The 24,141-nt window shown below is 70.8% G+C and carries 23 protein-coding genes; 4 read left to right on the forward strand and 19 right to left on the reverse strand.

The genetic code is table 11. The features are described 5' to 3' along the window. Positions 1 to 62: 62 nt before the first annotated feature. The 14 genes from nusB to ACFWU3_RS27590 all read right to left on the reverse strand — a co-directional run bounded on the left by nusB (position 63) and on the right by ACFWU3_RS27590 (position 13,522). The gene (nusB, locus tag ACFWU3_RS27525; protein ID WP_384442999.1) at positions 63 to 491 is read right to left on the reverse strand and encodes a transcription antitermination factor NusB; all 429 of its coding nucleotides are present in this window, start codon (positions 489 to 491) and stop codon (positions 63 to 65) included. A gap of 2 nt (positions 492 to 493) precedes the next feature. Then, the gene (gene efp, locus ACFWU3_RS27530) at positions 494 to 1,060 is read right to left on the reverse strand and encodes an elongation factor P (protein ID WP_313947475.1); all 567 of its coding nucleotides are present in this window, start codon (positions 1,058 to 1,060) and stop codon (positions 494 to 496) included. A gap of 60 nt (positions 1,061 to 1,120) precedes the next feature. Next, entirely contained in the window at positions 1,121 to 2,227 is a 1,107-nt protein-coding gene (locus tag ACFWU3_RS27535) for an aminopeptidase P family protein (RefSeq protein WP_327685226.1), read from the reverse strand. A 105-nt stretch (positions 2,228 to 2,332) separates the two neighbouring features. Then, positions 2,333 to 3,283 carry an AAA family ATPase gene (locus ACFWU3_RS27540; RefSeq protein WP_384443003.1) on the reverse strand — a complete coding sequence of 317 codons (951 nt, stop codon included), beginning with the start codon at positions 3,281 to 3,283 and terminating at the stop codon, positions 2,333 to 2,335. 153 nt (positions 3,284 to 3,436) lie between these two features. Beyond that, complete coding sequence (locus tag ACFWU3_RS27545) at positions 3,437 to 3,877, reverse strand: type II 3-dehydroquinate dehydratase (protein WP_384443006.1); 441 nt, start codon at positions 3,875 to 3,877, stop codon at positions 3,437 to 3,439. Then, entirely contained in the window at positions 3,874 to 4,965 is a 1,092-nt protein-coding gene (aroB, locus tag ACFWU3_RS27550; protein ID WP_384443009.1) for a 3-dehydroquinate synthase, read from the reverse strand. The genes ACFWU3_RS27545 and aroB overlap by 4 nt, the downstream gene beginning before the upstream one ends. Then, entirely contained in the window at positions 4,962 to 5,477 is a 516-nt protein-coding gene (locus tag ACFWU3_RS27555) for a shikimate kinase (RefSeq protein WP_384443012.1), read from the reverse strand. Before ACFWU3_RS27555 ends, aroB begins: the two co-directional genes overlap by 4 nt. Continuing rightward, positions 5,474 to 6,658, reverse strand: coding sequence for a chorismate synthase (gene aroC / locus ACFWU3_RS27560; RefSeq protein WP_313947470.1), 1,185 nt, complete (start codon positions 6,656 to 6,658; stop codon positions 5,474 to 5,476). The genes ACFWU3_RS27555 and aroC overlap by 4 nt, the downstream gene beginning before the upstream one ends. A 281-nt stretch (positions 6,659 to 6,939) precedes the next feature. Beyond that, positions 6,940 to 7,776 carry a shikimate dehydrogenase gene (locus ACFWU3_RS27565; RefSeq protein ID WP_384443016.1) on the reverse strand — a complete coding sequence of 279 codons (837 nt, stop codon included), beginning with the start codon at positions 7,774 to 7,776 and terminating at the stop codon, positions 6,940 to 6,942. Continuing rightward, the gene (gene mltG, locus ACFWU3_RS27570) at positions 7,760 to 9,490 is read right to left on the reverse strand and encodes an endolytic transglycosylase MltG (protein ID WP_384443019.1); all 1,731 of its coding nucleotides are present in this window, start codon (positions 9,488 to 9,490) and stop codon (positions 7,760 to 7,762) included. Before mltG ends, ACFWU3_RS27565 begins: the two co-directional genes overlap by 17 nt. A 104-nt stretch (positions 9,491 to 9,594) precedes the next feature. Further along, complete coding sequence (ruvX, locus tag ACFWU3_RS27575; RefSeq protein ID WP_384443022.1) at positions 9,595 to 10,059, reverse strand: Holliday junction resolvase RuvX; 465 nt, start codon at positions 10,057 to 10,059, stop codon at positions 9,595 to 9,597. Then, positions 10,059 to 12,728, reverse strand: a complete 2,670-nt coding sequence (alaS, locus tag ACFWU3_RS27580) for an alanine--tRNA ligase (protein WP_384443025.1) — start codon at positions 12,726 to 12,728, stop codon at positions 10,059 to 10,061. The genes ruvX and alaS overlap by 1 nt, the downstream gene beginning before the upstream one ends. Further along, positions 12,728 to 13,084: a DUF6167 family protein gene (locus ACFWU3_RS27585; RefSeq protein ID WP_384443028.1), complete on the reverse strand. Its 357-nt coding sequence runs from the start codon at positions 13,082 to 13,084 to the stop codon at positions 12,728 to 12,730. The genes alaS and ACFWU3_RS27585 overlap by 1 nt, the downstream gene beginning before the upstream one ends. Positions 13,085 to 13,090: 6 nt before the next feature. Further along, positions 13,091 to 13,522: a DUF948 domain-containing protein gene (locus ACFWU3_RS27590; protein WP_384443031.1), complete on the reverse strand. Its 432-nt coding sequence runs from the start codon at positions 13,520 to 13,522 to the stop codon at positions 13,091 to 13,093. Positions 13,523 to 13,680: 158 nt separating this feature from the next. Here ACFWU3_RS27590 and ACFWU3_RS27595 point away from each other — a divergent pair, with 158 nt between their 5' ends. Then, complete coding sequence (locus ACFWU3_RS27595; protein ID WP_384443034.1) at positions 13,681 to 15,885, forward strand: ATP-binding protein; 2,205 nt, start codon at positions 13,681 to 13,683, stop codon at positions 15,883 to 15,885. Between the two features lie 45 nt (positions 15,886 to 15,930). Here ACFWU3_RS27595 and rpsD read toward each other — a convergent pair whose 3' ends face one another. Continuing rightward, entirely contained in the window at positions 15,931 to 16,545 is a 615-nt protein-coding gene (gene rpsD / locus ACFWU3_RS27600; protein WP_313947463.1) for a 30S ribosomal protein S4, read from the reverse strand. 188 nt (positions 16,546 to 16,733) lie between these two features. Here rpsD and ACFWU3_RS27605 point away from each other — a divergent pair, with 188 nt between their 5' ends. Beyond that, complete coding sequence (locus ACFWU3_RS27605) at positions 16,734 to 17,426, forward strand: DUF2470 domain-containing protein (RefSeq protein WP_384443037.1); 693 nt, start codon at positions 16,734 to 16,736, stop codon at positions 17,424 to 17,426. Positions 17,427 to 17,449: 23 nt separating this feature from the next. Here ACFWU3_RS27605 and ACFWU3_RS27610 read toward each other — a convergent pair whose 3' ends face one another. From ACFWU3_RS27610 to ACFWU3_RS27625, 4 genes are all read right to left on the reverse strand, one after another. After that, positions 17,450 to 18,811, reverse strand: a complete 1,362-nt coding sequence (locus ACFWU3_RS27610) for a replication-associated recombination protein A (RefSeq protein WP_384443040.1) — start codon at positions 18,809 to 18,811, stop codon at positions 17,450 to 17,452. A 53-nt stretch (positions 18,812 to 18,864) separates the two neighbouring features. Further along, complete coding sequence (locus ACFWU3_RS27615; protein WP_384443043.1) at positions 18,865 to 19,500, reverse strand: vitamin K epoxide reductase family protein; 636 nt, start codon at positions 19,498 to 19,500, stop codon at positions 18,865 to 18,867. A 284-nt stretch (positions 19,501 to 19,784) separates the two neighbouring features. After that, the gene (hisS, locus tag ACFWU3_RS27620; RefSeq protein WP_384443046.1) at positions 19,785 to 21,050 is read right to left on the reverse strand and encodes a histidine--tRNA ligase; all 1,266 of its coding nucleotides are present in this window, start codon (positions 21,048 to 21,050) and stop codon (positions 19,785 to 19,787) included. 13 nt (positions 21,051 to 21,063) lie between these two features. Then, positions 21,064 to 21,771, reverse strand: coding sequence for an MBL fold metallo-hydrolase (locus tag ACFWU3_RS27625; protein WP_384443049.1), 708 nt, complete (start codon positions 21,769 to 21,771; stop codon positions 21,064 to 21,066). Between the two features lie 156 nt (positions 21,772 to 21,927). On the opposite strand from ACFWU3_RS27625, the gene ACFWU3_RS27630 reads away from it, so the two are divergent. Both ACFWU3_RS27630 and ACFWU3_RS27635 read left to right on the forward strand, forming a co-directional pair. Further along, positions 21,928 to 22,728 (forward strand): peptidylprolyl isomerase, encoded by an 801-nt coding sequence (locus tag ACFWU3_RS27630; RefSeq protein ID WP_384443052.1) that lies wholly within the window; start codon positions 21,928 to 21,930, stop codon positions 22,726 to 22,728. 173 nt (positions 22,729 to 22,901) lie between these two features. Further along, entirely contained in the window at positions 22,902 to 24,131 is a 1,230-nt protein-coding gene (locus ACFWU3_RS27635; RefSeq protein ID WP_384443055.1) for a DUF349 domain-containing protein, read from the forward strand. Positions 24,132 to 24,141: the final 10 nt, after the last annotated feature.

Here is a 24,141-nt window from a genome sequence, read left to right on the forward strand (position 1 = left end):
CGGAAGACTGTTCGTCTTCCGTCCCGGGCCCGGTGAAACCGTCCCGCCGCACAGGACTCGGCCTATGCGCGGCGCAGGCTCGGCTTGAGGTCCTTGAACCGGCCCAGCAGGCCGTTCACGAACGCAGGGGACTCATCGGTGGAGAACTCCTTGGCGAGCTGCACCGCCTCGTCGATCACCACCGCGTCCGGGGTCTCGTCCACCCACACCAGTTCGTACGCGCCGAGCCGCAGGATGTTCCGGTCGACGACCGGCATCCGGTCGATCGTCCAGCCGACCGCGTACGTGGCGATGAGGTCGTCGATCCGGTCCGCGTACTCCGCGTACCCCTCGACCAGCTCCATGGTGTACTCACCGACGGGCGGCTGCCGGTCGTCGGACCGTGCGTGCCGGACCCAGTCCGCGAGGACCGTCTGCACGGACGCCCCGCGCTGGTCGGCCTCGAAGAGGATCTGGAAGGCGCGCTTACGGGCCTTGTTGCGAGCAGCCACGGTTAGCTGTTCACCCGGCCGAGGTAGTCGCCGGAACGGGTGTCGACCTTGATCTTCTCACCGGTGGTGATGAAGAGCGGGACCTGGATGGTGAAGCCCGTCTCAAGGGTGGCGGGCTTGGTGCCGCCGGTGGAGCGGTCGCCCTGGACACCCGGCTCGGTCTCCTGGATGACCAGCTCGACGGCGGCGGGCAGCTCGACGTAGAGCACCTCGCCCTCGTGCTGGGCGACGCTGGCCGTGAAGCCCTCGATCAGGTAGTTGGCGGAATCGCCGACGGCCTTGCGGTCGACCATGAGCTGGTCATAGGTCTGCATGTCCATGAACACGAAGTACTCGCCGTCCATGTACGAGAACTGCATGTCGCGGCGGTCGACGGTGGCCGTCTCGACCTTCACGCCGGCGTTGAACGTCTTGTCGACGACCTTGCCGGAGAGCACGTTCTTGAGCTTGGTGCGCACGAAGGCAGGGCCCTTGCCGGGCTTGACGTGCTGGAACTCGACGACGGACCAGAGCTGGCCTCCGTCGAGCTTGAGCACCATGCCGTTCTTGAGGTCGTTCGTGGAAGCCACGGTTGCGGAATCTCCTGGACTGACGCTGGTGGACGACCGAGGAAACGCGCTGCCGCGAGGCTAGAGCGCGAGCAGTTCCTTGGTCGTGATGGTGAGTAGCTCGGGTCCGCCGTCCGCCTCCTGGCGCACGACGAGCGTGTCATCGATCCGGACACCTCCCCGGCCGGGGACGTGGACCCCCGGTTCGACGGTGACCGGCACACAAGCGTCCAGTTTACCCATGGCGGCAGGGCCCAGCCGCGGGTCCTCCTCGATTTCGAGCCCCACACCGTGTCCGGTGAGCTGTGCGAGGCCCTCTCCGTGGCCCGCGGCGTTGAGGATCTGCCGGGCCGCCTGGTCGACCTCGCGGTACGCGGCGCCCGGCAGGAGGGACTCCCTGGCGGCCCGCTGAGCGGCGAAGACGATGTCGTACAGCTCGATCTGCCAGTCCGCGGGCGAGGTGCCGATCACGAAGGTGCGGCCGATCTCGCAGCGGTACCCCCGGTAATTGGCACCGACGCAGACCGAGAGGAAATCACCCTCCTCGACACGGCGGTCGGTGGGGCGGTGACCGCCACGGCCCGAGTTGGGTCCGGTCGCGACGGATGTGGCGAACGCGGGACCGTCGGCGCCGTGGTCCACGAGCCGCCGCTCCAGTTCGAGAGCGAGATGCCGCTCGGTGCGCCCCACGAGGATCGACTCCAGCAGCTCGCCCAGCGCCTGGTCGGTGATCTCCGCCGCGATGCGCAGACAGGCGATCTCCTCCTCGTCCTTGACGATGCGCAGGTGCTCGACGGCGAGGCCCAGGTCGGCGATGCGCAGCCGCGGCGCCACGGAGCGCAGTGCGCGATGGCGGACGACGGTCAGATGGTGTTCCTCGACGGCGAGGGATTCGACACCCTCCGTCCGGGCCAGCTCGGCGGCGGCGACCGCGGGGTCACCCGCGGAGGTGGGCAGCACGGTCAGCCGCAGCCGTTCGTCCGGGCGGCCGTCGGCGGGGTCGCCGGTGAGCGTACGGGGGCAGAGCAGGATGTCCTCGGCCCCGCCCAGCAGCAGAACGGCCCCGGGAGGTGCTCCGCCCGCGAGATAGCGGACGTTCGCGGGACGCGAGACCAGGGCCCCGTCGCTGCCGGTGGCCGCGCACCGGTCGCGCAGCCGGCTGCGGCGGACGCCATACACCTCTGACATGTTCCGAGCCTACGAGCGCGGGCGCGAGGCGGCCCGGTCAGCGCGTCCGACCGGGGGCGCGAGGCGGCCCGGTCAGCGCGTCCGGCCGGAGCGCGTGGCCGGCGGCTACCAGGCCGGCGGGCTCGCGATGGAGCGGGCGAGGACCTCGTCGAGGACCCGGGCGGTGGTCTCCACGTCGTACTTGGAGTTGTCGATGATCGGCAGGCCCGAGCCGTACCAGCCGGCCATCCGGCCGTGGATGCTCGCCACCTCCTCGTCGGAGAGCCGCCGGTTCCCGCTGCGCTCGGCGTTGCGCTCCAGCACGACCTCGAGGCCGGGGAGCAGCACGACAGGCAGCAGGCCGGGACCGACGTGCCGCTTCCAGCCGCCGAGTCCGACAACCGGGCGGTCGGGGAAGACGGCGTCGTCGAGGATGCAGGAGATGCCGTTGGCCAGGAAATTGCGGGCGGCGAAGCCACAGGTGCGGCGGGCGAGCCGGTACTGGGCCTCGGAGCTGTCGTTCCACCCGGACTGGGGGTCGGCGAAGCCCGTGCAGACCCATTCGCGGACATCGTCGAGGCTGATGTGGGCCGTGGGGACGCGCCGACTGGTGGCCCAGTGACGCGCCACGGTCGTCTTGCCGGCGCCGGCGGGGCCGATCAGCAGGACGGCGAGGGTGGCCGTGCCGGTGCCGCCGTCGTTCTGCGGGGGCGCGGGTATGGGAACCGGTCCGCCGGGCGGCAGCGGGACGTGCCCGGTGGTGTCGCGGGACGGCGGCGCCGCGGAGGGGTGCTGGGGCCCCGGTCCCGTCCAGCCCTGCGGGGGCTGCCCGGTGTGCGGGGGCGGCGGTCCGGGGTGGGCGGGCTGCTGCGGCCGGGGAGCATGTCCGGCGGGCTGCTGCGGCCCGGGAGCGTGTCCGGCGGGCGGGGGTCCTGCGGGCGGACCCTGCGGCGGTGCGCCCGGATGCCCGGGGGGAGGGCCCTGCGGCGGCCCCGGGTGCTGGGCGCTGTGTGTCCATCCGGCCGGTCCGTGCCCCGGTCGGTGGGGCGGCAGCGGACCCCCCACTGCGTGCTGCATCCGGTGCCACTCCGTCTCGTGCGACTGACGCTGGTCAGGCGGCAGCTCGGCCGCCGTTGCTACCGAACCGTACCCCGCGGCGGCGCCGGAATACGTTCCCGAAGTCCCGGCCGCCACTGGATGAACGGCCGGGATCGGCCCGAAGTGCCCTGTTCAGCCCGCGATTTCCTCCGCCAGCGCGCGCAGGGCGAGCCGGTAGGAGCCGATGCCGAAGCCGGCGACCGTACCGCTGGCGACGGCGGCCACCACCGATGTGTGCCGAAATGCCTCGCGTGCGTAGGGGTTGGAGATGTGCACCTCGATCAGCGGAGCGGTGCGCTGCGCCGCGGCGTCCCGCATGCCGTACGAGTAGTGGGTGAAGGCACCGGGGTTGAGAACGACCGGAATCGAACCGTCCGCGGCTTCGTGCAGCCAGCGGATCATCTCGCCCTCGTCGTTCGTCTCCCGCACCTCGACGTCGAAGCCGAGTTCCTTGCCGAGCGACCGGCAGGCCTCCACCAGCCCGGCGTAGGAGGTGGCGCCGTAGACATCGGGCTCGCGGGAGCCGAGACGGCCGAGGTTGGGCCCGTTGAGCACCAGCACCCGGCGGGTCACGCCGACACCTCGCCGTACGCGGCGAGCAGCACCGCCGGGTCCGGGCCCTCCAGCACGGTCGGCTTGGCGAGAGAGTCGAGGACGATGAAGCGCAGCAGGTTGCCGCGGGACTTCTTGTCGACCTTCATGGTCTCCAGGAGCTTCGGCCACTGGTCGCCGCGGTAGGTCAGCGGCAGCCCCACGGACTCGAGGACCGCGCGGTGGCGGTCGGCGGTCGCGTCGTCGAGCCGCCCGGCCAGCCGGCCCAGTTCGGCGGCGAAGACCATGCCGACCGAGACCGCGGCGCCGTGACGCCACTTGTAGCGCTCGTTCTTCTCGATGGCGTGGGCGAGGGTGTGGCCGTAGTTGAGGATCTCGCGCAGACCGGACTCCTTGAGGTCGTTGGAGACGACCTCGGCCTTGACCCGGATGGACCGTTCGATCAGCTCCGCGGCATGCTGTCCGGCGGGCGAGCGCGCGCCCTCCGGGTCGGCCTCGATGAGCTCCAGGATCACCGGGTCGGCGATGAAACCGGCCTTGATGATCTCCGCCAGACCACTGACGTAGTCGTTGACCGGCAGCGAGTCGAGCGCGGCCAGGTCGCACAGGACGCCGGCCGGCGGGTGGAAGGCGCCGACGAGGTTCTTGCCCTCGGCGGTGTTGATGCCGGTCTTGCCGCCGACCGCCGCGTCGACCATGCCGAGCACCGTGGTCGGCAGGGCGACCCAGCGCACCCCGCGCAGCCAGGTCGCCGCGACGAAGCCCGCGAGGTCGGTGGTGGCGCCGCCGCCGACGCCGATGACGACATCGCTGCGGGTGAAGCCGGTCTGCCCGAGGGCCTTCCAGCAGTACGCGGCGACCTCGACGGTCTTGGACTCCTCCGCGTTCGGCAGCTGGATGGCGATGGCCTCGTAGCCCTGGGACGCCAGATCCTCGCGGATCGCCTCGCCCGTCTCGGCGAGCGCCTCGGGATGCAGGACCGCCACGCGCTGTGCCCCGCCGATCAGCGCGGGGAGCTCACCGAGCAGCTGACGGCCCACCAGGACCTCGTACGGGTCGGAGCCTTCCGTACCGCCGACCTGGATACGGGTCACGGACTGATCGGTCATACGTCCTTCAGCTCCAAAGCGTCGAGGACCGCCTCGGCGACCTCTGCGGGGGTGCGTTCGTCGGTGGCCACGACCACGCGGGCCACCTCGGTGTACAGATGACGGCGGGCGTCCATCAGCTCGCGCCACTGCTTGCGGGGGTTGACGGCGAGGAGCGGCCGGGCCTGGTTCAGCCCCACGCGCCGGACCGCCTCCTCCACCTCCATCGAGAGGTAGACGACGGGCAGGCCGGTGAGCAGTTCGCGGGTCGCGTCGTCGAGGACGGCGCCGCCGCCGAGGGAGAGCACTCCGGTGTGGGCGGCGACCGCGTCCCGTACGGCCGCGCGCTCCAGCTCACGGAAGTAGGGCTCGCCCTCGTCGACGAAGAGGTCCGAGATCTCCCGCCCCTCGGACGCGACGATGTCGGCGTCGGTGTCCCGGTAGGCCACGCCCAGCTGCTCGGCGAGCAGCGCGCCGACGGTGGACTTGCCGGAGCCCATGGGACCGACCAGGACGATCAGCGGGGCGCTCACCGGATGTGCAGGTTGTCGAGGTAGGAGCGCACGTTGCGCCGGGTCTCGCTCACGCTGTCGCCACCGAACTTCTCGGCCACCGCGTCGGCGAGCACCAGCGCCACCATCGCCTCGGCGACGATGCCGGCGGCGGGCACGGCGCAGACGTCGGAGCGCTGGTGGTGGGCGGCCGCGACCTCGCCGGTGGCGACGTCGACGGTCGCCAGCGCACGCGGCACGGTCGCGATCGGCTTCATGGCCGCGCGCACCCGCAGCAGCTCACCGGTGGACATGCCGCCCTCGGTGCCGCCGGAGCGGCCCGTCGAGCGACGCAGCCCGTCCGCGGTGGGCACGATCTCGTCGTGGGCCTTGGATCCCGGCACCCGGGCCAGCTCGAAGCCGTCGCCGACCTCGACGCCCTTGATGGCCTGGATGCCCATGAGCGCGGCCGCGAGCCGGGCGTCGAGACGCCGGTCCCAGTGGACGTGCGAGCCGAGTCCGACCGGAACGTCGTAGGCCAGCACCTCGACGACTCCGCCGAGGGTGTCGCCGTCCTTGTGGGCCTGGTCGATCTCGGCGACCATCGCCTTCGACGCGTCCGCGTCCAGGCAGCGGACCGGGTCGGCGTCCAGCTTCTCCACGTCGGCCGGGGTCGGGACCACACCGTACGGAGCCCTTGCCGCGGCCAGCTCCACCACGTGCGAGACGATCTCGATACCGGCCGTCTCCTTGAGGTAGGAGCGGGCGACGGCGCCGAGCGCGACGCGGGCCGCGGTCTCCCGGGCGCTGGCGCGCTCCAGGATCGGGCGGGCCTCGTCCAGGGCGTACTTCTGCATGCCCGCCAGGTCGGCGTGGCCCGGGCGGGGACGGGTCAGCGGCGCGTTACGGGCGAGCGCGGCCAGCTCGTCGGGGTCGACGGGGTCGGCCGCCATGACCTTCTCCCACTTCGGCCACTCGGTGTTGCCCACCATGACGGCGACCGGCGAGCCCATCGTCAGCCCGTGGCGCACTCCGCCGAGGAAGGTCACCTCGTCGCGCTCGAACTTCATCCGCGCACCGCGTCCGTAGCCGAGACGCCGGCGGGCAAGGTGGTCCGCCACCATGTCCGTGGTGATCGGCACACCGGCGGGAAGACCCTCCAGCGTCGCCACCAGTGCGGGTCCGTGCGACTCCCCCGCCGTCAGCCAACGCAACCTGCTCAACGGTGCTCCTCCTGCTCGCGCCTGGGCCTGCGACGGCGCGGCCCGGGACACGTCCCAGCGACAACTGGGGCAGCGCGGCCCTGGCCCGCCTACCCACGATCCTCCCATGTCCGGACGTGGGACCCGGCCGCCGGTCCAGCAGTCGGACGCCGCGTATCAGCGTGTGTCAGCGTCCTCGCCCCGGCCAGGCATGCCGACCACCGGAAAGGACGGCCGCAGGGCCGCGTGGGGCCGGCCTCGATCCGGACGGCATCTCCAGCGGGCTTCGAGCCCGCCGGCTTCTAGCGGGCTTCCAGCGCCCGCTCGCCCGCGGCCCGCATCACGGCCAGCGGCGCCGGTGCGCGGCCCGTCATCTGCTCGACCTGGAGGACCGCCTGGTGCACCAGGAGGTCGAGGCCGCCGACGACCGCTCCGCCGCGCGCCGACCATCCGGCGGCCAGGGCGGTCGGCCACGGCTCGTAGAGCACGTCGAAGAGGGTGCCGGGCCGGTCGGGCACCTCCGCCACGAGGTCGTCGGTGGCTCCTGCCGGGGTGGTGGCGACGACGAGCGGCGCCTGGAGCGCCGCGTCGGCCTCCGCCCAGTCGGCGATACGGACGTCCACCCCGAGCCGCTCGCCCCAGCCGCGCATCTCGGCCGCCCGGCCCGCGCTGCGTACGTACGCGGTGACGGGTCCGGTGCAGATGCGCGCGAGGGCGGCGAGGGCGGAGGAGGCCGTCGCCCCGGCGCCGAGCACGGCCGCGGAGTCGACCTTGTCGACACCCCGCTCACGCAGGGCGGCGATCATGCCGGGAATGTCGGTGTTGTCGCCGAGTCGTCGGCCGTCCTCGGTGAGGACGACGGTGTTGACGGCCTCCACGGACGCGGCGGTGTCGCTCATGCCGTCCAGCAGGGGGATGATCGCCCGCTTCAGCGGCATGGTCAGCGACAGGCCGGCCCAGGAGCTGTCGAGCCCCTTCACGAAGTCCGGCAGCGCGTCCTCGTCCACCTCGAACCGGTCGTACGTCCAGTGCGCGAGGCCGAGCTCCGCGTACGCGGCGCGATGGAGCACCGGGGAGAGCGAGTGGGCGATGGGCGATCCGAGGACCGCCGCACGCCGTGCCTCAGTCGTTGCGGGCATCGAACTTTTCCTTGAGCTTCAGGAACTCGTCGTGGGTCTTGGCGAATTCCGTCTTGTCCTTGCCGTCGGTCGCGACGAAGTACATCCAGCCGTCCTTCGTCGGATTCAGCGCCGCCGCGATCGCCGCGTTGCCGGGGTTGCTGATCGGCCCCGGTGTGAGCCCCTTGTTGGTGTACGTGTTGTAGGGGTCCGGGTTGGTGTTGATCTCCTGCTCGGAGATGTCGATGTTGCTCTCGCCCTTGAGGTAGTTGAAGGCCGAGTCGAACTGCAACTCCTGGTTGGTCTCGGTGTTGGTCGGCTTGAGGCGGTTGTAGACGACCTCGGACATCTTGCGGAAGTCGTCGTCCGTCTTGCCCTCGACCTGCACCAGGCTGGCGAGCGTCAGCAGCTCCCACGGACCTGCGAGTCCCAGGCTCTTCGCCTTGTCCTGCAGACCGGCCTTCTCGTACTCCGCGTTGGCGCGGGCCACCATCTTGCGGAGCACGGCCTCGGGCTTGTTGCCCTTGGCCGCCGAGTAGCTGGCCGGGAAGAGGAATCCTTCCAGCGGGTCCTTGACCTTGGGGCGGTTGAGCGCCCACTCCGGCAGCCCGAGGTTCTTCGCCTCTTTCCTGGCCACCGTCTTCGTGGTGCCCGCCGGGAGATCCAGTCGCTTGTCGATCTCGGCGTAGACCAGGACGTTGCGCCGGCCCTCGGCGATGATCAGGTTGTTGCGGCTGCCCGGGCTGAGCATCAGTTCGACGACGCTGGCCGCCGACATCTCCTTCTTCAGGACGTAGTTGCCGTCCTGGATGGTCTTGCCCTTGGGGTTCTTCTCCTGCGCCGACACGAACGCGTCCACGCTCTTGATGACACCGCTGTCCTTGAGGATCCGGCCGATCTCGTACCCACCGGCGCCCTTGGGGATCTCCACCTCGACGGAGCCGGTGCCCTCGCCCTCGTAGTCCGCCGCGGCACCGAACTGGCCCTGCCAGAACTGGTAGCCGAAGTAGCCGACGCCGCCGAGTCCGCCCACGAGGACGAGCGAGACGACCAGGCATGCACAACCGTTACGGCTCTTCTTCTTGGTCTTGCCGCGGCGCTCGTTGCCGCTGCCGCGCCGCGTCTCGCGCGGGTCGTCGTCGTACTCCCCGTCGTCGTCACGGCCGTCGTCGCCGGTGAAGAAGGGGTGGGTCTCCTCGCCCTCCTTCGCCGCCTCCGTCTCCCACTCCGTGGCCGCGGGCGCGGGCGCGGGCTCCGGCTCGGCCTGCCGCCGGCCCGGGGGCTGCGGCGGCGGGTAGGCCTCGGGGGTCGCGTAGTAGTCCGCCTCCTGGCGGCTGTTGTATCCCGGAGGCGGGCCGCCGTAGGTGTCGGCGGGGTCGCCCGGGTAGGGCATGGCCGGGTGCTGGCCCGTGTCCCAGCCGCCGTTGTGCTGCTGCGGGTGCTGCGGGTGCTGGTTCTGCTGGGCGTACTGCTGCTGCGCGTACCCCTGCTGGTCGTACTGCTGCTGCGCGTATCCCTGCTGGTCGTACCCCTGCTGCTGGTACTGCTGCTGGTACGGGTCCTGGGGTCCGTAGTGCTGCTGCGGCTGCTGCGGCTGCGCGTACTGCTGGTGCGGCTGCTGGCCGTAGGCGGCCTGGCCGGCCGCGGCCTGCTGCCCTTCCCATCCCGCGTCGCCGTACAAAGGGTCATCGGGATGCCACGGTTCGGAGCCGGGGCCCCGGCCATAATCAGTCATCGATCCCCTAGGGCCGCGAGGCAGGCTTTGACGCGTCCCGCCTCTTTGCTGAGCGACAGCTGTTCGAACACCGCCGCATCGCGCGGAACGTTACCGTATCGCGATCAGACAACCACTTCGACGGACTCGCCGGGAGCCGTTCCCGACGCCCGTTCGGACTCCAGAGCGTTCTGAAGGATCACCACAGCGGCAGCCTGGTCGATGACAGAGCGGCCCTTTTTGGACTTCACACCCGAAGCGCGGAGCCCCTGACTGGCCGTCACTGTGGTCATCCTCTCGTCCACAAGTCGCACCGGAATCGGTGCGATCCCGCGCGCGAGCTCCTGCGTGAAGACCCGGATCTTGGCCGCCGCGGGCCCCTCCCCGCCGCTGAGCGAGCGGGGCAGGCCCACGACGACCTCGATCGGTTCGTACTCCTCGACGAGCTGCCGCAGCCGCCGGTGGGCGGCCGGGACGTCCCGTCCCGGCACGGTCTCCACCGGCGTCGCGAGGACCCCGTCGGGGTCGCACGAGGCGACCCCGATACGGGCGTCCCCGACATCGATCGCGAGACGGCGTCCCCGGCGCATCACGCGGTCTCGGCGACCAGGCGCTCGACAGCGGCCACGGCGTCGCCGACGGCGGCAGGGTTCTGCCCGCCGCCCTGCGCGACGTCCGGCTTGCCGCCGCCTCCGCCGCCCAGCGTCTTGGCGGCTGTGCGCACGAGGTCTCCGGCCTTGAGGCCGCGCTCGCGGGCGGCCTCGTTGGTGGCGATGACCGTGAGCGGCCGGCCGTTCGCGGTGGTGAACAGAGCGACGACGGCGGGACGGTCGCCCGGGATACGGCCCCGGACGTCGAGCACCAGCTTGCGCAGGTCGTCGGCGGCGGTGCCGTCCGGCACCTGACCGGTGACGAGGGCCACGCCGCGTACGTCCCTGGCGCTCTCGACGAGCCCGGCGGCGGCTTGCAGGACCTTCTCCGCGCGGAACTTCTCGATCTCCTTCTCGGCGTCCTTCAGCTTGCCGATCATGGCCGAGATCTTCTCGGGAAGCTCCTCGGAACGGCCCTTGACCAGCTCCTGGAGCTGGGCGACGACCGTGTGTTCCTTGGCGAGGAAGTTGTAGGCGTCGACACCGACGAGGGCTTCGATACGGCGCACGCCGGAGCCGATCGAGGACTCGCCGAGCAGCTTCACCAAGCCCAGCTGGGCGGTGTTGTGCACGTGCGTGCCGCCGCACAGCTCCTTGGAGAAGTCGCCGATGGTCACGACGCGCACGCGCTCGCCGTACTTCTCGCCGAACTCGGCGATGGCCCCCTGTCGCTTGGCCTCGTCGATGCTCATGACCTCGGCGTGCACGTCGAGCTCACGGGCGAGCACCTCGTTGATCTTCTGCTCGACGTCCGTGAGCACCGTGCCGGGCACGGCGGCGGGCGAGCCGAAGTCGAAGCGGAAGCGGCCCGGCGAGTTCTCCGAACCGGCCTGGGCGGCCGTGGGGCCGAGGGCGTCACGCAGCGCCTGGTGCGTGAGGTGGGTGGCACTGTGCGCGCGGGCGATGGCGCGGCGGCGGCGCACGTCGATGGTGGCGTAGGCGGTGGAGCCCACCGTCACCTCGCCGACCTGGACCGAGCCCTTGTGCACGGTGACCCCGGGGACCGGCTGCTGCACATCGCGGACCACGACGACGGCTCCGCTGTGGAGCTTGACACGGCCCTGGTCGGCGAGCTGGCCGCCGCCCTCGGCGTAGAACGGGGTCCGGTCGAGGACGATCTCGACCTCGTCGCCCTCCGAAGCGGCCGGCGAGGGAACGCCGTTGACCAGCAGACCGACGATCGTGGTCTCGCCCTCGGTGCTGGAGTAGCCGGTGAACTCGGTGGCTCCGGAGCCGTCGGCGATCTCACGGTAGGCCGTGACGTCGGCGTGACCGATCTTCTTGGCCTTGGCATCGGCCTTGGCACGCTCCCGCTGCTCCTGCATCAGGCGGCGGAAGCCGTCCTCGTCGACCGACAGGCCCTGCTCGCCGGCCATCTCGAGCGTGAGGTCGATCGGGAAGCCCCAGGTGTCGTGGAGCAGGAATGCCTTGTCGCCGGCGAGGACCGTGGAGCCGGAGGCCTTGGTCTCGGTGACGGCCGTGTCGAGGATGTTGGTGCCGCCCTTGAGGGCCTTGAGGAAGGCGGCCTCTTCGGCGAGGGCGACGGTCTCGATCCGCTTGCGGTCGGTCTCCAGCTCCGGGTACTGCTCGCCCATCGTCTTGATGACCGTGTCGACGAGTTCGCCGACGACCGGGCCCGTGGCGCCGAGGAGCCGCATGTTGCGGACGGCACGGCGCATGATGCGGCGCAGCACGTAGCCGCGGCCCTCGTTGCCGGGCGTGACGCCGTCGCCGATGAGCATCACGGACGTACGCATGTGGTCGGCGACCACGCGCAGGGAGACGTCCGAGCCGTGGTCGGCGCCGTAGCGCACGCCGGTCAGCTCGGTGGCCTTGTCGATGACGACCTTCAGGGTGTCGGTCTCGTACATGTTCTGTACGCCCTGGAGGATCATGGCGAGACGCTCGAGGCCGAGACCGGTGTCGATGTTCTTCGACGGGAGGTCTCCGAGGATCTCGAAATCCTCCTTGCCGGTGCCCTCGCCGCGCTCGTACTGCATGAAGACCAGGTTCCAGATCTCCACGTAGCGCTCGTCGTTGACGGCCGGGCCGCCCTCTTCGCCGAACTCGGGGCCGCGGTCGTAGTTGATCTCGGAGCACGGTCCGCAGGGTCCGGGGACGCCCATCGACCAGTAGTTGTCCTTCTTGCCCAGGCGCTGGATGCGCTCGGCGGGGACGCCGACGACGTCGCGCCAGATGCGCTCGGCCTCGTCGTCCTCCTTGTACACCGTGATCCAGAGCTTCTCCGGCTCCAGCCCGTAGCCGCCGTGCGCCACCGGAGTGGTCAGCAGCTCCCAGGCGAGCTTGATGGCGCCTTCCTTGAAGTAGTCGCCGAAGGAGAAGTTTCCGCACATCTGGAAGAAGGTGCCGTGCCGCGTGGTCTTGCCGACCTCTTCGATGTCCGGCGTACGGACACACTTCTGCACACTGGAGGCGCGCGGGAACGGCGGCTTGACCTCGCCGAGGAAGTACGGCTTGAAGGGCACCATGCCCGCGGGGACCAGCAGCAGAGTCGGGTCGTCCGCGATGAGCGACGCCGAAGGCACGACGGTGTGCCCGCGCTCCTCGAAGAAGCTCAGCCAGCGGCGGCGGATTTCAGCCGACTCCATCAGTGGTCCTCATTCCGGTTGTGCGATGTGTAGGTGTGCTCGTCGCGCTTGCCGTGCTTGTCGAACGGGCGCCTCGGCGGCTCCACGGCGGCGAGGCGGCGCTGCGCGGGCAGTTCGGGGCCGCCGGGCGGTGTCCCGAGGCCGAGCGCCTCGCCCAGTTCGCTCTCGCGCTGGACCATTCCGGCCCGGACGTCGAGCGCGAAGTCCTTGAGCTTGTGGCCCGCGTCGATCGCCTTGTTGGCGGCCTGCGCCGCGAGGCTCTCGGGGGTCAGCTGCCTGAGCTTGCGGTTGACCTTGGTGGTGGCCCAGACGCCGGCTGCGGCGCCGGCGGTGAACCAGAACGTGCGGCGGAACATGGTGCGTCAGCCCCTCTGCTTCTTTCGCCGGGCGGCAGGCACGGTACGGCCGACGATCACCGACCGGCGGGACGGCTCGGGTGCCGCGCCGTCGTCCTTGCGGCTCATCGCCCGGCGCACGCCGTAGCCGAAGGCGGCGACCTTGACCAGCGGGCCGCCGAAGGTGGACGCGACGGTCGTGGAGAGCGCGGAGGCGTTGGAGGTGACTTCCTGGACGTCGGTCGCGATCGCGTCGACCCGGTCCAGTTGCGTCTGCGCGGAGCGGACCGTCGCGGAGGCGTCGGACAGGAGCGGCACTGCCTGCTCGGTCACGTCCGCCACGAGCCGGGTGGTCGCCTTGAGCGTCTGCGCCAACCTCACCAGCACCACGGCGAGAAAGGAGACCAGGATCGCCCAGAAGACGGCCACCAGGATCCCGGCAACCTCTCCACCGGTCACGCTGCACCGCTCTCTGCTAGTCGCTGAAACACGTCGGAAAACGTCCTCCGACCCTATCGCGCCCAGGGTCGCACCCCGTACCGCATTACCAGCGGGGCCGAGGGAGTTGCGCAAGCAGATTGTACGGAGTGCATACGCGCCGGTACGCTCCGTGTCCTATGCGGCGCACCTCTCGCAACGGCCCTTCACCCGACGAACACTCCCCGCCGCGGGGCCGTCTCCCCGCGGACCCGACCCCGTTCGTGGGCCGGGCAGGCGAACTGGCCGCACTCGCCCGGCTGATCGACAGTGGCACCCGGCTGATCACCGTCGCCGGAGCGGGCGGCGTGGGGAAGTCGCGGCTGGCGATCCGTGTCGCGGCCGGCCTGCGGGACCAGGGCGGCCACCGCGACGGCGTGTGGCTGTGCGAGCTGTCCGCACTGTCCGACCCCGGGCTGGTCGCCCATGCGCTGGTCGCCGCCCTCGGCATCACCGACCACACCAGCAGACCGCCCCGTGAGGTCCTCCTCGGGCACCTCGCCGAGCGCCGGCTGCTGCTGGTGCTGGACGGCTTCGAGCAGTTCGTCGAGGACGGCGCCGTCCTCGTATCGGATCTGCTGCGCCACTCCCCCGGCCTTCAGGTCCTGGTCGTGAGCCGCCGTTCGCTGCGGCTGGCGGGCGAGGTGGTCTTCCCGCTGGCGCCGCTGACGGAGAGCGACGCGGTGCGGCTCTTCGCGGACCGCGCGGCGGCGGTACTGCCGCACTTCGGGCTGTCCGACGAGAACACGGGCGCGGTACGGGAGCTGTGCCGTCGCCTCGACGGGATTCCCCTCGCGCTGGAACTGGCGGCGGGCCGGCTCGCCGCCCTCTCCCTCGACCAGCTGCTCCAGCGGCTGGACGACCGATTCCTGCTGCTGACCGGCGGCAGCCGCGGTGCGCTGCCGCGCCATCGGACGCTGCGTACGGCGGTCGGCTGGAGCCATGAGCTGTGCACTCCCGAGGAGCGGCTGCTGTGGGCGCGGCTGTCGGTGTTCGCCGGCCGGTTCGATCTGGAGGCCGTCGAGTACGTCTGCAGCGGCCACGGTCTCCCCGCCGAACAGGTGCTGGACGTGCTCTCCGAGCTGCTCGCGCAGTCCGTGGTCTTCCGTGAGGAGACACCCGCGGGAGTGCGCTACCGCATGCTCGACACCGTCCGCGCGTACGGCGCCGAGTGGCTGGAGGCCCTCGGCGACTCCCTGCGCATGCGCAAGCGGCACCGGGACTGGTACGTGGGGCTGGCCACCTGGTGCGAGCTGGAGTGGTTCAGCCCGCGGCAGCCGGAGGTGGCGGACTGCACCGACAGCGCGCTGCCCAATCTGCGGGCCGCGCTGGAACTGTGCCTGGAGACCGCGGAGGACACGCATCTGGGCCACCATCTGGCGGGCACACTCTGGTTCTACTGGGCCGGCTGCGGCCGGCTCGCGGAGGGCAGGCACTGGCTGGACCGGGCGCTCGCGCAGGCCGCGGACCACGAGGAGGCGCGGCTCAAGGCCCTGTGGGTGCTCGGCTATGTGGCGATCCTCCAGGGCGACGACGCGGCGGCCGCCGGCGCGCTGCACGAGTGCCGCGAAGAGGCGGCCCGCACCGGCAACCCGGTGGCGGCGGCCTACGCCGTCCACCGCATGGGCTGCCTGGCCCTGTTGTCCGACGACCTGCCGCGCGCCGAGGAGTTGCTCCACTCGGCCCTCGCGGCCTACCGGGACCTCGGCGAACTCAACAGCAATGTGCTGATGGGACAGGTCGAGCTGGCCATGGCGCTCGTCTTCCAGAACCGCCTGGAGGAGGCGGTCGGCCTCTGCGACGAGGTCCGGGAGATCTGTGAGGAGCGCGGTGAGCTGTGGACCCGCGCCTATGCGCTGTACGTCCTGGCCTACGCGGCGTGGACAGGTGGCGACCACGCCCGGGCGCGGACCCTGCTCCAGGACGCCGTCGTCATCGACCACCGGTTCAACGATCTGGTGGGGCTGGTGCTCGCGATCGAGCTGCTGGCGCTGGTGACGGCCGGCGAGGGGGACCCGGAGGAAGCGGCGGTGCTCCAGGGCGCCGCGGCGCCGGTGTGGGGCGCGGTCGGGATGCCGCTGTTCGGCTCCGGCCACTTCGGCGGGCCGCGGGCGCTGTGCGAGCAGCAGGCGGGCGAGGCGCTGGGGGCCGAGCGGTACGCCTCCTGCGCACGGGAGGGCCGTGAGCTGTCGCTGGACGCGGCGGTGCGGCGGGCCCTCTGCACACCGGTACGCCCGCCGGCGGCCATACCGGGCAGGCCGCGTCCGGTCCGTACGGCGACGCCCGCGGAAACGCGAGAGCCCGCCGGCTCCCCCACCGGAAAGGGCGGGGAAGCGGCGGGCTGAAGCGTGGTGAGTCACTCTCCCGCTGTCGCCGGGAGGGCCCCTGAATCAGCGGGCGTAGTACTCGACGACCAGCTGCTCGTCGCAGATGACCGGAACTTCCTTGCGCTGCGGGTCACGGTCCAGGCGGAACGCCAGGGCCTTCAGGTTGACCTGCAGGTAGCGCGGGGTCTCACCGTCGGCGGCGAAGCCACCCTCGCGAGCGACCTGGAACAGGCTCTTCTCGCGGGAGCGCTCGCGGACCATCACGACGTCGTCGGGACGGACGCGGAAGGACGGCTTGTCGACCTTGCCACCGTTGACCTCGATGTGGCCGTGGACGACCATCTGGCGGGCCTGGTAGATGGTCCGGGCGATGCCCGAACGCAGCACGAGGGCGTCGAGACGACGCTCGAGCTCGATGACCAGCGCCTCGCCGGTCTTGCCCTCGGCCTTGCGCGCGCGGTCGTAGGCGCGGGCCATCTGGCGCTCGCTGATGTCGTACTGGGCGCGCAGACGCTGCTTCTCGAGCAGACGGACCTTGTAGTCCGAGTTCTGCTTGCGCCCACGGCCGTGCTCGCCCGGCGGGTAGGGGCGGGCTTCGAAGTACTTGACAGCCTTCGGCGTCAGCGCGATACCGAGCGCGCGAGACTTCTTGACCTTGGGACGCGACTGGTTAGGCACGTTCTCCAGACCTCCGTTGTAGGTTAGGTTAGGCTCACCTTACTCAAGGAGATCGCATGTCTCGCCCTGGGAACACCAAGCGCATCACGGACAGCACAAAAGAAGCCGACGCTGCTCAGAGCGTCGAGGCGACGGAGGTCCGATCAGCTCATGGTCAGCCGCGTCCCAGCGGGCTTGAAATCACTCGGATGCCGTCAGCAGCCGAGCGCACACGAACTCTCGTACAGAGTACATGCTCCGCGGTACTGCTCATTCCCGGTGTGGAGGTCACCCGGCCGGAGCAGCTGACCCCGCAGGCACGCGTGGTGGGCACCGACGGTGAGGTCTTCCTGCTCTTTCCCGCGGACTCCCCGGCCGTGCGGGCCGCGACCCACGCCCAGGACGACGAGCTCTCCGCCGTGCTGGAGATCACGGACGTCGCCCCGGTCTCGGTCCCCCATCGTATCCGCGGGCGCGCCTGGGTCACCGGGTGGCTGACCTGCGTACCCGGCCTCGCCGAACCCGGCGCCATGATGCTGCGGCTGGAGGTCGGCGAACTGCGCGTGGACGATCTGTGGGGTGTGTCGGGCGTGGAGCCGGAGGACTTCGCCCGGGCCGCCGTGGACCCGCTCGTGTCGTACGAGACGGAGCTGCTCCAGCATCTGCACTCCGTCCACGGCGATCAGGTGCAGGGCCTGTGCGGACTGCTCGGCGACCGGGCCGAGGGGACGGACGGGGGCGGACAGCGGGCGGTACCGCTGGCGCTGGACCGCTTCGGGCTGCGGGTGCGGTTCGTCGGCGAGCGCTGCTTCGACGCGCGGTTCGACTTCCCCGAGCCCGTCGGTGATGTCACCGAACTGCGCCGGGCGATGCACACGCTCTTCGAGGCCGCCGCGCCCTGACCGCACGACCCGCAAACAGACGATCAGTCGCCGGCGGCGCCACCGCGCAGCCGCTCGCGGACCTTCTCCACGACGTCCGCGTACCGCGCCTCGGCGCCGTAGCGCGTCGGCTCGTAGTACCGCTTGCCGTGCACCGCGTCCGGGGCGTACTGCTGGGCCGCGATCCCGCCGGGCACATCGTGCGGGTAGACATACCCCTGGGCGTGACCGAGCTTGGCCGCGCCCTTGTAGTGACCGTCCCGCAGATGCGGCGGGACAGGACCGGCGAGACCGGCCCGGACATCGGCGAGCGCGGCACCGATCGCCGTCGTGGCGGTGTTCGACTTCGGGGCCAGTGCCAGCGCGATGGTGACATGGCTGAGGGTGAGCGCGGCCTCCGGGAAGCCGATCATGGCCACCGCCTGCGCCGCGGCGACCGCGGTCGGCAGGGCCGTCGGGTCCGCAAGGCCGATGTCCTCACTCGCCGAGATCATCAGCCGCCGCGCGATGAAGCGCGGGTCCTCCCCCGCCTCGATCATCCGCGCCAGATAGTGCAGGGCCGCGTCGACGTCGGAGCCGCGGATGGACTTGATGAGCGCGCTGGCCACGTCGTAGTGCTGGTCGCCGTCGCGGTCGTACTTCACCGCCGCCCGGTCGACCGTCTCCTCCACCGTCTCGAGCGAGATCTCCTTCTCGCCCTTGTCGAGGGCGGCGCCCGCGGCGGCCTCCAGAGCGGTCAGGGCCCGCCGGGCGTCGCCGCCCGCGATACGGAGCAGATGCGCCTCGGAGTCGGCGGGCAGGGTGACAGCCCCGCCGAGGCCGCGCTCCTCGGTGAGCGCACGGCGCAGCAGTCCCGTGAGGTCCTCGTCGGTCAGCGACTCCAGCGTCAGCAGCAGCGAGCGGGAGAGCAGGGGTGAGATCACCGAGAAGTACGGGTTCTCGGTGGTGGCGGCGATCAGGGTCACCCAGCGGTTCTCTACGGCGGGCAGGAGGGAGTCCTGCTGGGCCTTGGAGAAGCGGTGGATCTCGTCGAGGAAGAGGACGGTCTCCTTGCCGAAGCCGCCGGCCGCGCGGCGGGCCCCGTCGATGACGGCGCGGACCTCCTTGACGCCCGCGGTGATCGCCGACAGCTCGACGAAGCGCTTGTTGGTCGCCTTGGAGACGACGTACGCGAGGGTCGTCTTCCCGGTGCCGGGCGGGCCCCAGAGGATGACGGACGCGGGTCCCGCGGGACCTCCGCCGCCCTCGCCGACGAGGCGGCGCAGCGGCGATCCGGGCTTGAGCAGATGCTGCTGGCCGACGACTTCGTCGAGAACGCGCGGACGCATCCGGACGGCCAGCGGACTGCTGGACGGATCCTTCTCCTGGCGTTCTTCGGCAGCTGCGGTAAAGAGGTCGGGCTCCACGCTGTGAAGCCTATGTCAGCGCACTGACAACGCTTCTCGGCTCCCCGCTCCGCTCAGCTGGTCCAGAAGTCCCACCAGCGGGTGAGGATCAGCATGCCGATGATCCCGATCCACAGCACCGGCGGCATCCAGTGGAACTCCAGCAGACCGCTGCGCAGCCCCTCGGGGACCCTGATCACCCGGTGCTTGACGTTGTGCACGGTGACGTAGCAGAACATCACGATCGTCGCCACCCACGCCAACGAGCACCACAGACACAGGGCGTTGATGTTGTACAGCGACTGGTACTGCAGCCACGTACAGAACCCCACCCCGAACAGAGCGCCCGCGTTCAGGCCCAGCCAGAACCACCGCCGGTACCGCGCACCTGCCAGCAGCCCCGCACCGATCGCGATCACCATGCCGTACGTGACCAGACCCAGCATCGGATTCGGGAACCCGAACGCCGCCGCCTGCTCGCTCTTCATGATGTTCCCGCAGGACACCACCGGATTCAGACTGCACCCCGGCGTGAACGACGGGTCCTCCAGCAGCTTGAACTTGTCGATCGTGATGACCCACGAAGCCAGCAGACCCGCCGCACCCGTGACCACCAGAAGCCAGGCGAACACCCGCCCGGCACCGATCGTGCGCGCGGAGCCGTCCGCTCGCTCGTCTGAGGACACGTCGTCCACCGCCGCAGTCGTCATATCGCCGTTCCATCGCTTCGTAGCCTGCACGGGCACGGTCATTCTGCCGCACCCGCGCCGGTGTCCGCCGTTCGCCGGACATAAGCACGGGCGTACCGGCGGCGCCGCGGGAAGGTGTTCCGCGGGGCCGCCGGGCGCTCCGGCCTCGGGCGACGGGAGGTGACGTGGCGGTCTCCGGCGTCGGCGCGACGACCGGAAACCGCCTTCGACCCGTCCGAATCGGCCTCGCACGGCAGGAGGAGAAAGCACCCGCCGGGTTGACGTCCCTCCACCGGAAGCGGGGACTACGAGGACAGGCGGCCGCGCAGTTCCTCCACGACGAGGCCCAGCGCCACGGCGCTCTGCTCGCCGGACTCCATGTTCTTGATCTGGACCACGCCTTCCGCGAGATCGCGCTCTCCCGCGACGATCGTGTACCGGGCGCCCGAGCGGTTCGCACTCTTCATCGCGCCCTTCAGGCCCCGCCCGCCGAACGCGAAGTCCGTGGCGATGCCCTCCCTGCGCAGCTCGGTGACGACGCCGAAGAGCACGCGCCGGGCCTCCTCGCCCAGCGGGACGGCGAACACGCTGGTGCTGGCGGGGAGTTCGAGCTCGATGCCCTCCGCCTCCAGGGCCAGGACCGTACGGTCCACGCCCAGCGCCCAGCCGACGGACGGCAGTTCCGGGCCGCCGATCATCTCGGAGAGACCGTCGTAGCGGCCGCCGCCGCCGACCGCGGACTGCGAGCCGAGTCCGTCGTGCACGAACTCGAAGGTGGTGCGCGTGTAGTAGTCCAGGCCGCGGACCAGCTTCTCGTCGTCCTCGAAGGCCACACCGGCCGCCGTCAGCAGCTGACGGACCTCCTCGTGGTACGCCTTGCACGCGTCGCACAGGTAGTCGCGCAGCATCGGCGCACCGACGAGCTGCTTCTGGACGTCGGCGCGCTTGTCGTCGAGCACCCGCAGCGGGTTGATCTCGATCCGGCGCCGGGTGTCCTCGTCGAGGTCGAGCTCGCGCAGGAACCCCTGGAGGGCGTCGCGGTAGACCGGACGGCACTCCTTGTCGCCGAGCGAGTTGAGCAGGATGCGGAACTCGCGCAGGCCGAGCGTGCGGTACGCCTGGTCGGCCAGGATGATCAGCTCGGCGTCCAGGGCCGGGTCCTCGGCGCCGATCGCCTCGGCACCGACCTGCGAGAAGTGGCGGTAGCGCCCCGCCTGGGGCCGCTCGTAGCGGTAGTACGAGCCGGAGTACCAGAGCTTGACGGGGAGGTTGCCTGCCTTGTGGAGGTTGGCCTCCAGGGCGGCGCGCAGCACGGAGGCGGTGCCCTCGGGGCGCAGGGCGAGCTTGGTGCCGCCCTTGGTCTCGAAGGCGTACATCTCCTTGCTCACGATGTCGGTGGACTCACCGACGCCACGCGCGAACAGCTCGACGTTCTCGAAGCCGGGCGTCTCGATGTAGCCGTAGCCGGAATTCTTCAGCGGTGCGGAGATCGCCTCGCGGACCGCCAGGAACTTCGCGGACCGGGGCGGGATCAGGTCGTACGTGCCCTTCGGGGCCTGAAAAGTGCTCACGGAGCTTCTCTCGTCACATTCCTCGTCGGGGAGCCGCCTGGCTCCCGAGGCCGTCGGCCACGTCCCGCAGATAGGGGTTGGTGGCGCGCTCACGGCCGATGGTCGTCTGGGGGCCGTGTCCGGACAGGACCACGGTCGAGTCGTCGAGCGGCAGGCACACCCGTGCCAGCGACGCGAGCATCTCGTCCATGTCACCTCCCGGCAGGTCCGTGCGTCCGATGGAGCCGGCGAACAGCAGGTCCCCCGAGAAGAACACGGACGGGATGTCCGCGGCCTCGGGCATGCCGAAGGTCACCGACCCCTTGGTATGGCCCGGCGCGTGCGCGACCGAGAAGTCGAGTCCGGCGAGGCGCAGCTTCGCGCCGTCGGTCAGTTCCCTGACGTCGTCGGGCTCTCCCACGGTCAGCTCACCCATCAGCGGCATGCCGATCGACCTGCCGAGCGCCTTCTCCGGGTCGCTCATCATGTACCGGTCGGAGGGGTGGATCCACGCGGGCACGTCGTGCGCGCCGCACACCGGGACGACCGAGGCGACATGGTCGATGTGGCCGTGCGTGAGGATGACGGCGACGGGCTTGAGCCGGTGCTTCGCGACCGCCTCGGCGACACCTTCGGCGGCCTGGTGGCCCGGATCGATGATCACGCACTCCTCGCCGGCGGCGGGGGCGACCAGGTAACAGTTGGTCCCCCAGGCCCCGGCGGGGAACCCGGCAATAAGCACGATCGTCCTCAGTGTGGTCGTGGAGAGAGTTCTCGCTGCCTCGAAATGCAGCAGATCAGAGCCTACCGGCGCTGCTCCTCCCACAGCCAACCCGTATACGGTACGGGCACACTCGGCCGGTCGGCATCAGACGTACGACTACAAGGAGAAGACCCGGTGGTCAGCAGCGATCAGCGGCGGCGGCAGCTCGCCAGGGAGAAGTTCGAGCGCCAGCAGCAGCGTCGGGCACAGTCACGCAAGAGGAAGCAGCGGAACACGGTCATCGCGGCCACGCTGGCCGTGGTGCTCGCCGCGGGGGCGGCAGCCTACGCCTCGGTGGGCCTGTCCGACGGCGACAGCAAGGCCGACGGGCAGACCGCGGGCGACGACAGCACCACGTCGCCCAGCGCCTCCCCCACCCCCTCCGAGGCCAAGAGCCGCGAACCCGCCCTGTCGATCGACAAGACGGCGAAGTACTCGATGGACCTGACGACGAACCAGGGCGACATCAGGATCGCGATGGACGCGGCGAAGACCCCGCGCACCGTGAACTCGTTCAAGGCGCTCGCGGACAAGGGGTTCTTCAACGGCACGAAGTGCCACCGGCTGACCACGCAGGGCATCTTCGTGCTCCAGTGCGGTGACCCGAAGGGCGACGGCACCGGCGGTCCCGGGTACACGATCCCCGACGAGAACCTGACCGCTCTCGGCAAGGCGGCCGCCGACGGCTCGGTGACCTATCCGCCCGGCACGGTGGCGATGGCCAACACCGGTCAGCCGAACTCCGGCGGAAGCCAGTTCTTCCTCGTCTACAAGGCGACCAAACTGCCGCCGACGTACACACCGTTCGGAAAGATGGACGCCGCCGGCCTCAAGGTGGTCGAGAAGGTGGCCAAGGCCGGAGTCACCGGCGGCGGCGGGGACGGGGCCCCGAAAACGGCCGTCACCATTGAGAAGGCGGCAGTCCCCAAGGCGTGAGCGGGGAATTTCAGCCGCGCTGAGTGCGGACAGCCGGGCGGCCGGTCGCCTAGATTGGCGTTGTGCAGCGCGGCCGGCTTCGCGCTGCGGAAGGCGGGCGATGCCCGCCCTGGAAACTGTGGACGATGCCCGGGGGGCGAACCCCCTCGCGGGCATCAGGTGGAGGAGGCGCTGTGAGCAGCGACCCGTGGGGCCGTGTCGACGAGACGGGCACCGTGTACGTGCGTACAGCCGACGGCGAGAAGGTCGTCGGATCGTGGCAGGCCGGGACTCCCGAGGAGGCTCTGGCCTATTTCGAGCGCAAGTACGAGGGCTTGGTGGTCGAGATCGGCCTCCTCGAGCGTCGGGTGAAGACCACCGATCTCTCGGCCAAGGATGCCCAGCAGGCCATCGACCATCTGCGCCAGCAGGTGGACGAGCATCACGCCGTCGGCGATCTCGGGGCGCTGGCCAAGCGTCTCGACGCGCTGGTGGAGTCCGTCGACAAGCGTCGCGAGGAGCGCAAGGTCCAGCGCGCCAAGCAGAGCGACGAGGCACGGCACGCCAAGGAAGCCCTGGTCAACGAGGCCGAGGAGCTGGCGCAGAGCGAGCAGTGGCGGGCGGCCGGCGAGCGGCTGCGCGCGCTGGTGGACACCTGGAAGGGCCTGCCGCGGCTCGACCGGAAGTCCGACGACGAGCTGTGGCACCGCTTCTCGCACGCCCGGTCGGCGTTCTCCAAGCGCCGCAAGGCGCACTTCGCCTCGCTGGACGCGCAGCGCGAGGAGGCCCGTAAGACCAAGGAGCGGCTGGTCGCCGAGGCCGAGTCGCTGTCCGGGTCCACCGACTGGGGTGTCACGGCGGCCCGCTACCGCGAGCTGATGGCGGAGTGGAAGGCTGCCGGCCGTGCCCAGCGCGAGGCGGAGGACGACCTGTGGAACCGCTTCCGCGGGGCTCAGGACATCTTCTTCGCGGCCCGCAGCGGGGTCTTCGCCGAGCGGGACGCCGAGCAGGCGGAGAACCTGAAGCTCAAGGAGGAGCTCGCCGCCGAGGCGGAGAAGCTCGTCCCGGTGACGGACCTGAAGGCGGCACGTGCCACCTTCCGCTCCATCAACGAGCGCTGGGAGGCCATCGGCCATGTGCCGCGGGACGCCCGTCCCAAGGTCGAGGGCCGGATGCACGCCGTCGAGCGGGCCCTGCAGGACTCCGAGGAGAGCGAGTGGCGCCGGACGAACCCCGAGGCGCGTGCGCGTGCCGCGGGTCTCACCGGACAGCTCCAGGCGGCCGTGGACAAGCTGCGCGGCCAGATCGACGCGGCGCGTGCCGCGGGCAACAACGCCAAGGCTGACAAGCTGGCGAAGGAGCTCGAGGGCCGGCAGGCGCTGCTGGACCAGGCGCTGAAGGGCCTGGAGGAGTTCGGCGGCTGACACAGCCGCA

This window comes from Streptomyces sp. NPDC058685 (genome assembly GCF_042714725.1).
Classification (GTDB): Bacteria; Actinomycetota; Actinomycetes; order Streptomycetales; family Streptomycetaceae; genus Streptomyces.

Bases quoted from the DNA above. Each gene is read 5' to 3' on its own strand.
- mltG (WP_384443019.1), bottom strand. From the start codon at position 9,490: ATGACTGATTATGGCCGGGGCCCCGGCTCCGAACCGTGGCATCCCGAT.
- ruvX (WP_384443022.1), bottom strand. From the start codon at position 10,059: ATGCGCCGGGGACGCCGTCTCGCGATCGATGTCGGGGACGCCCGTATC.
- ACFWU3_RS27540 (WP_384443003.1), bottom strand. From the start codon at position 3,283: ATGCAGCACGCAGTGGGGGGTCCGCTGCCGCCCCACCGACCGGGGCAC.
- ACFWU3_RS27535 (WP_327685226.1), bottom strand. From the start codon at position 2,227: ATGTCAGAGGTGTATGGCGTCCGCCGCAGCCGGCTGCGCGACCGGTGC.
- ACFWU3_RS27615 (WP_384443043.1), bottom strand. From the start codon at position 19,500: ATGACGACTGCGGCGGTGGACGACGTGTCCTCAGACGAGCGAGCGGAC.
- ACFWU3_RS27565 (WP_384443016.1), bottom strand. From the start codon at position 7,776: ATGCCCGCAACGACTGAGGCACGGCGTGCGGCGGTCCTCGGATCGCCC.
- ACFWU3_RS27585 (WP_384443028.1), bottom strand. From the start codon at position 13,084: ATGTTCCGCCGCACGTTCTGGTTCACCGCCGGCGCCGCAGCCGGCGTC.
- ACFWU3_RS27605 (WP_384443037.1), top strand. From the start codon at position 16,734: ATGCCGTCAGCAGCCGAGCGCACACGAACTCTCGTACAGAGTACATGC.
- aroB (WP_384443009.1), bottom strand. From the start codon at position 4,965: ATGACCGATCAGTCCGTGACCCGTATCCAGGTCGGCGGTACGGAAGGC.
- alaS (WP_384443025.1), bottom strand. From the start codon at position 12,728: ATGGAGTCGGCTGAAATCCGCCGCCGCTGGCTGAGCTTCTTCGAGGAG.
- ACFWU3_RS27595 (WP_384443034.1), top strand. From the start codon at position 13,681: ATGCGGCGCACCTCTCGCAACGGCCCTTCACCCGACGAACACTCCCCG.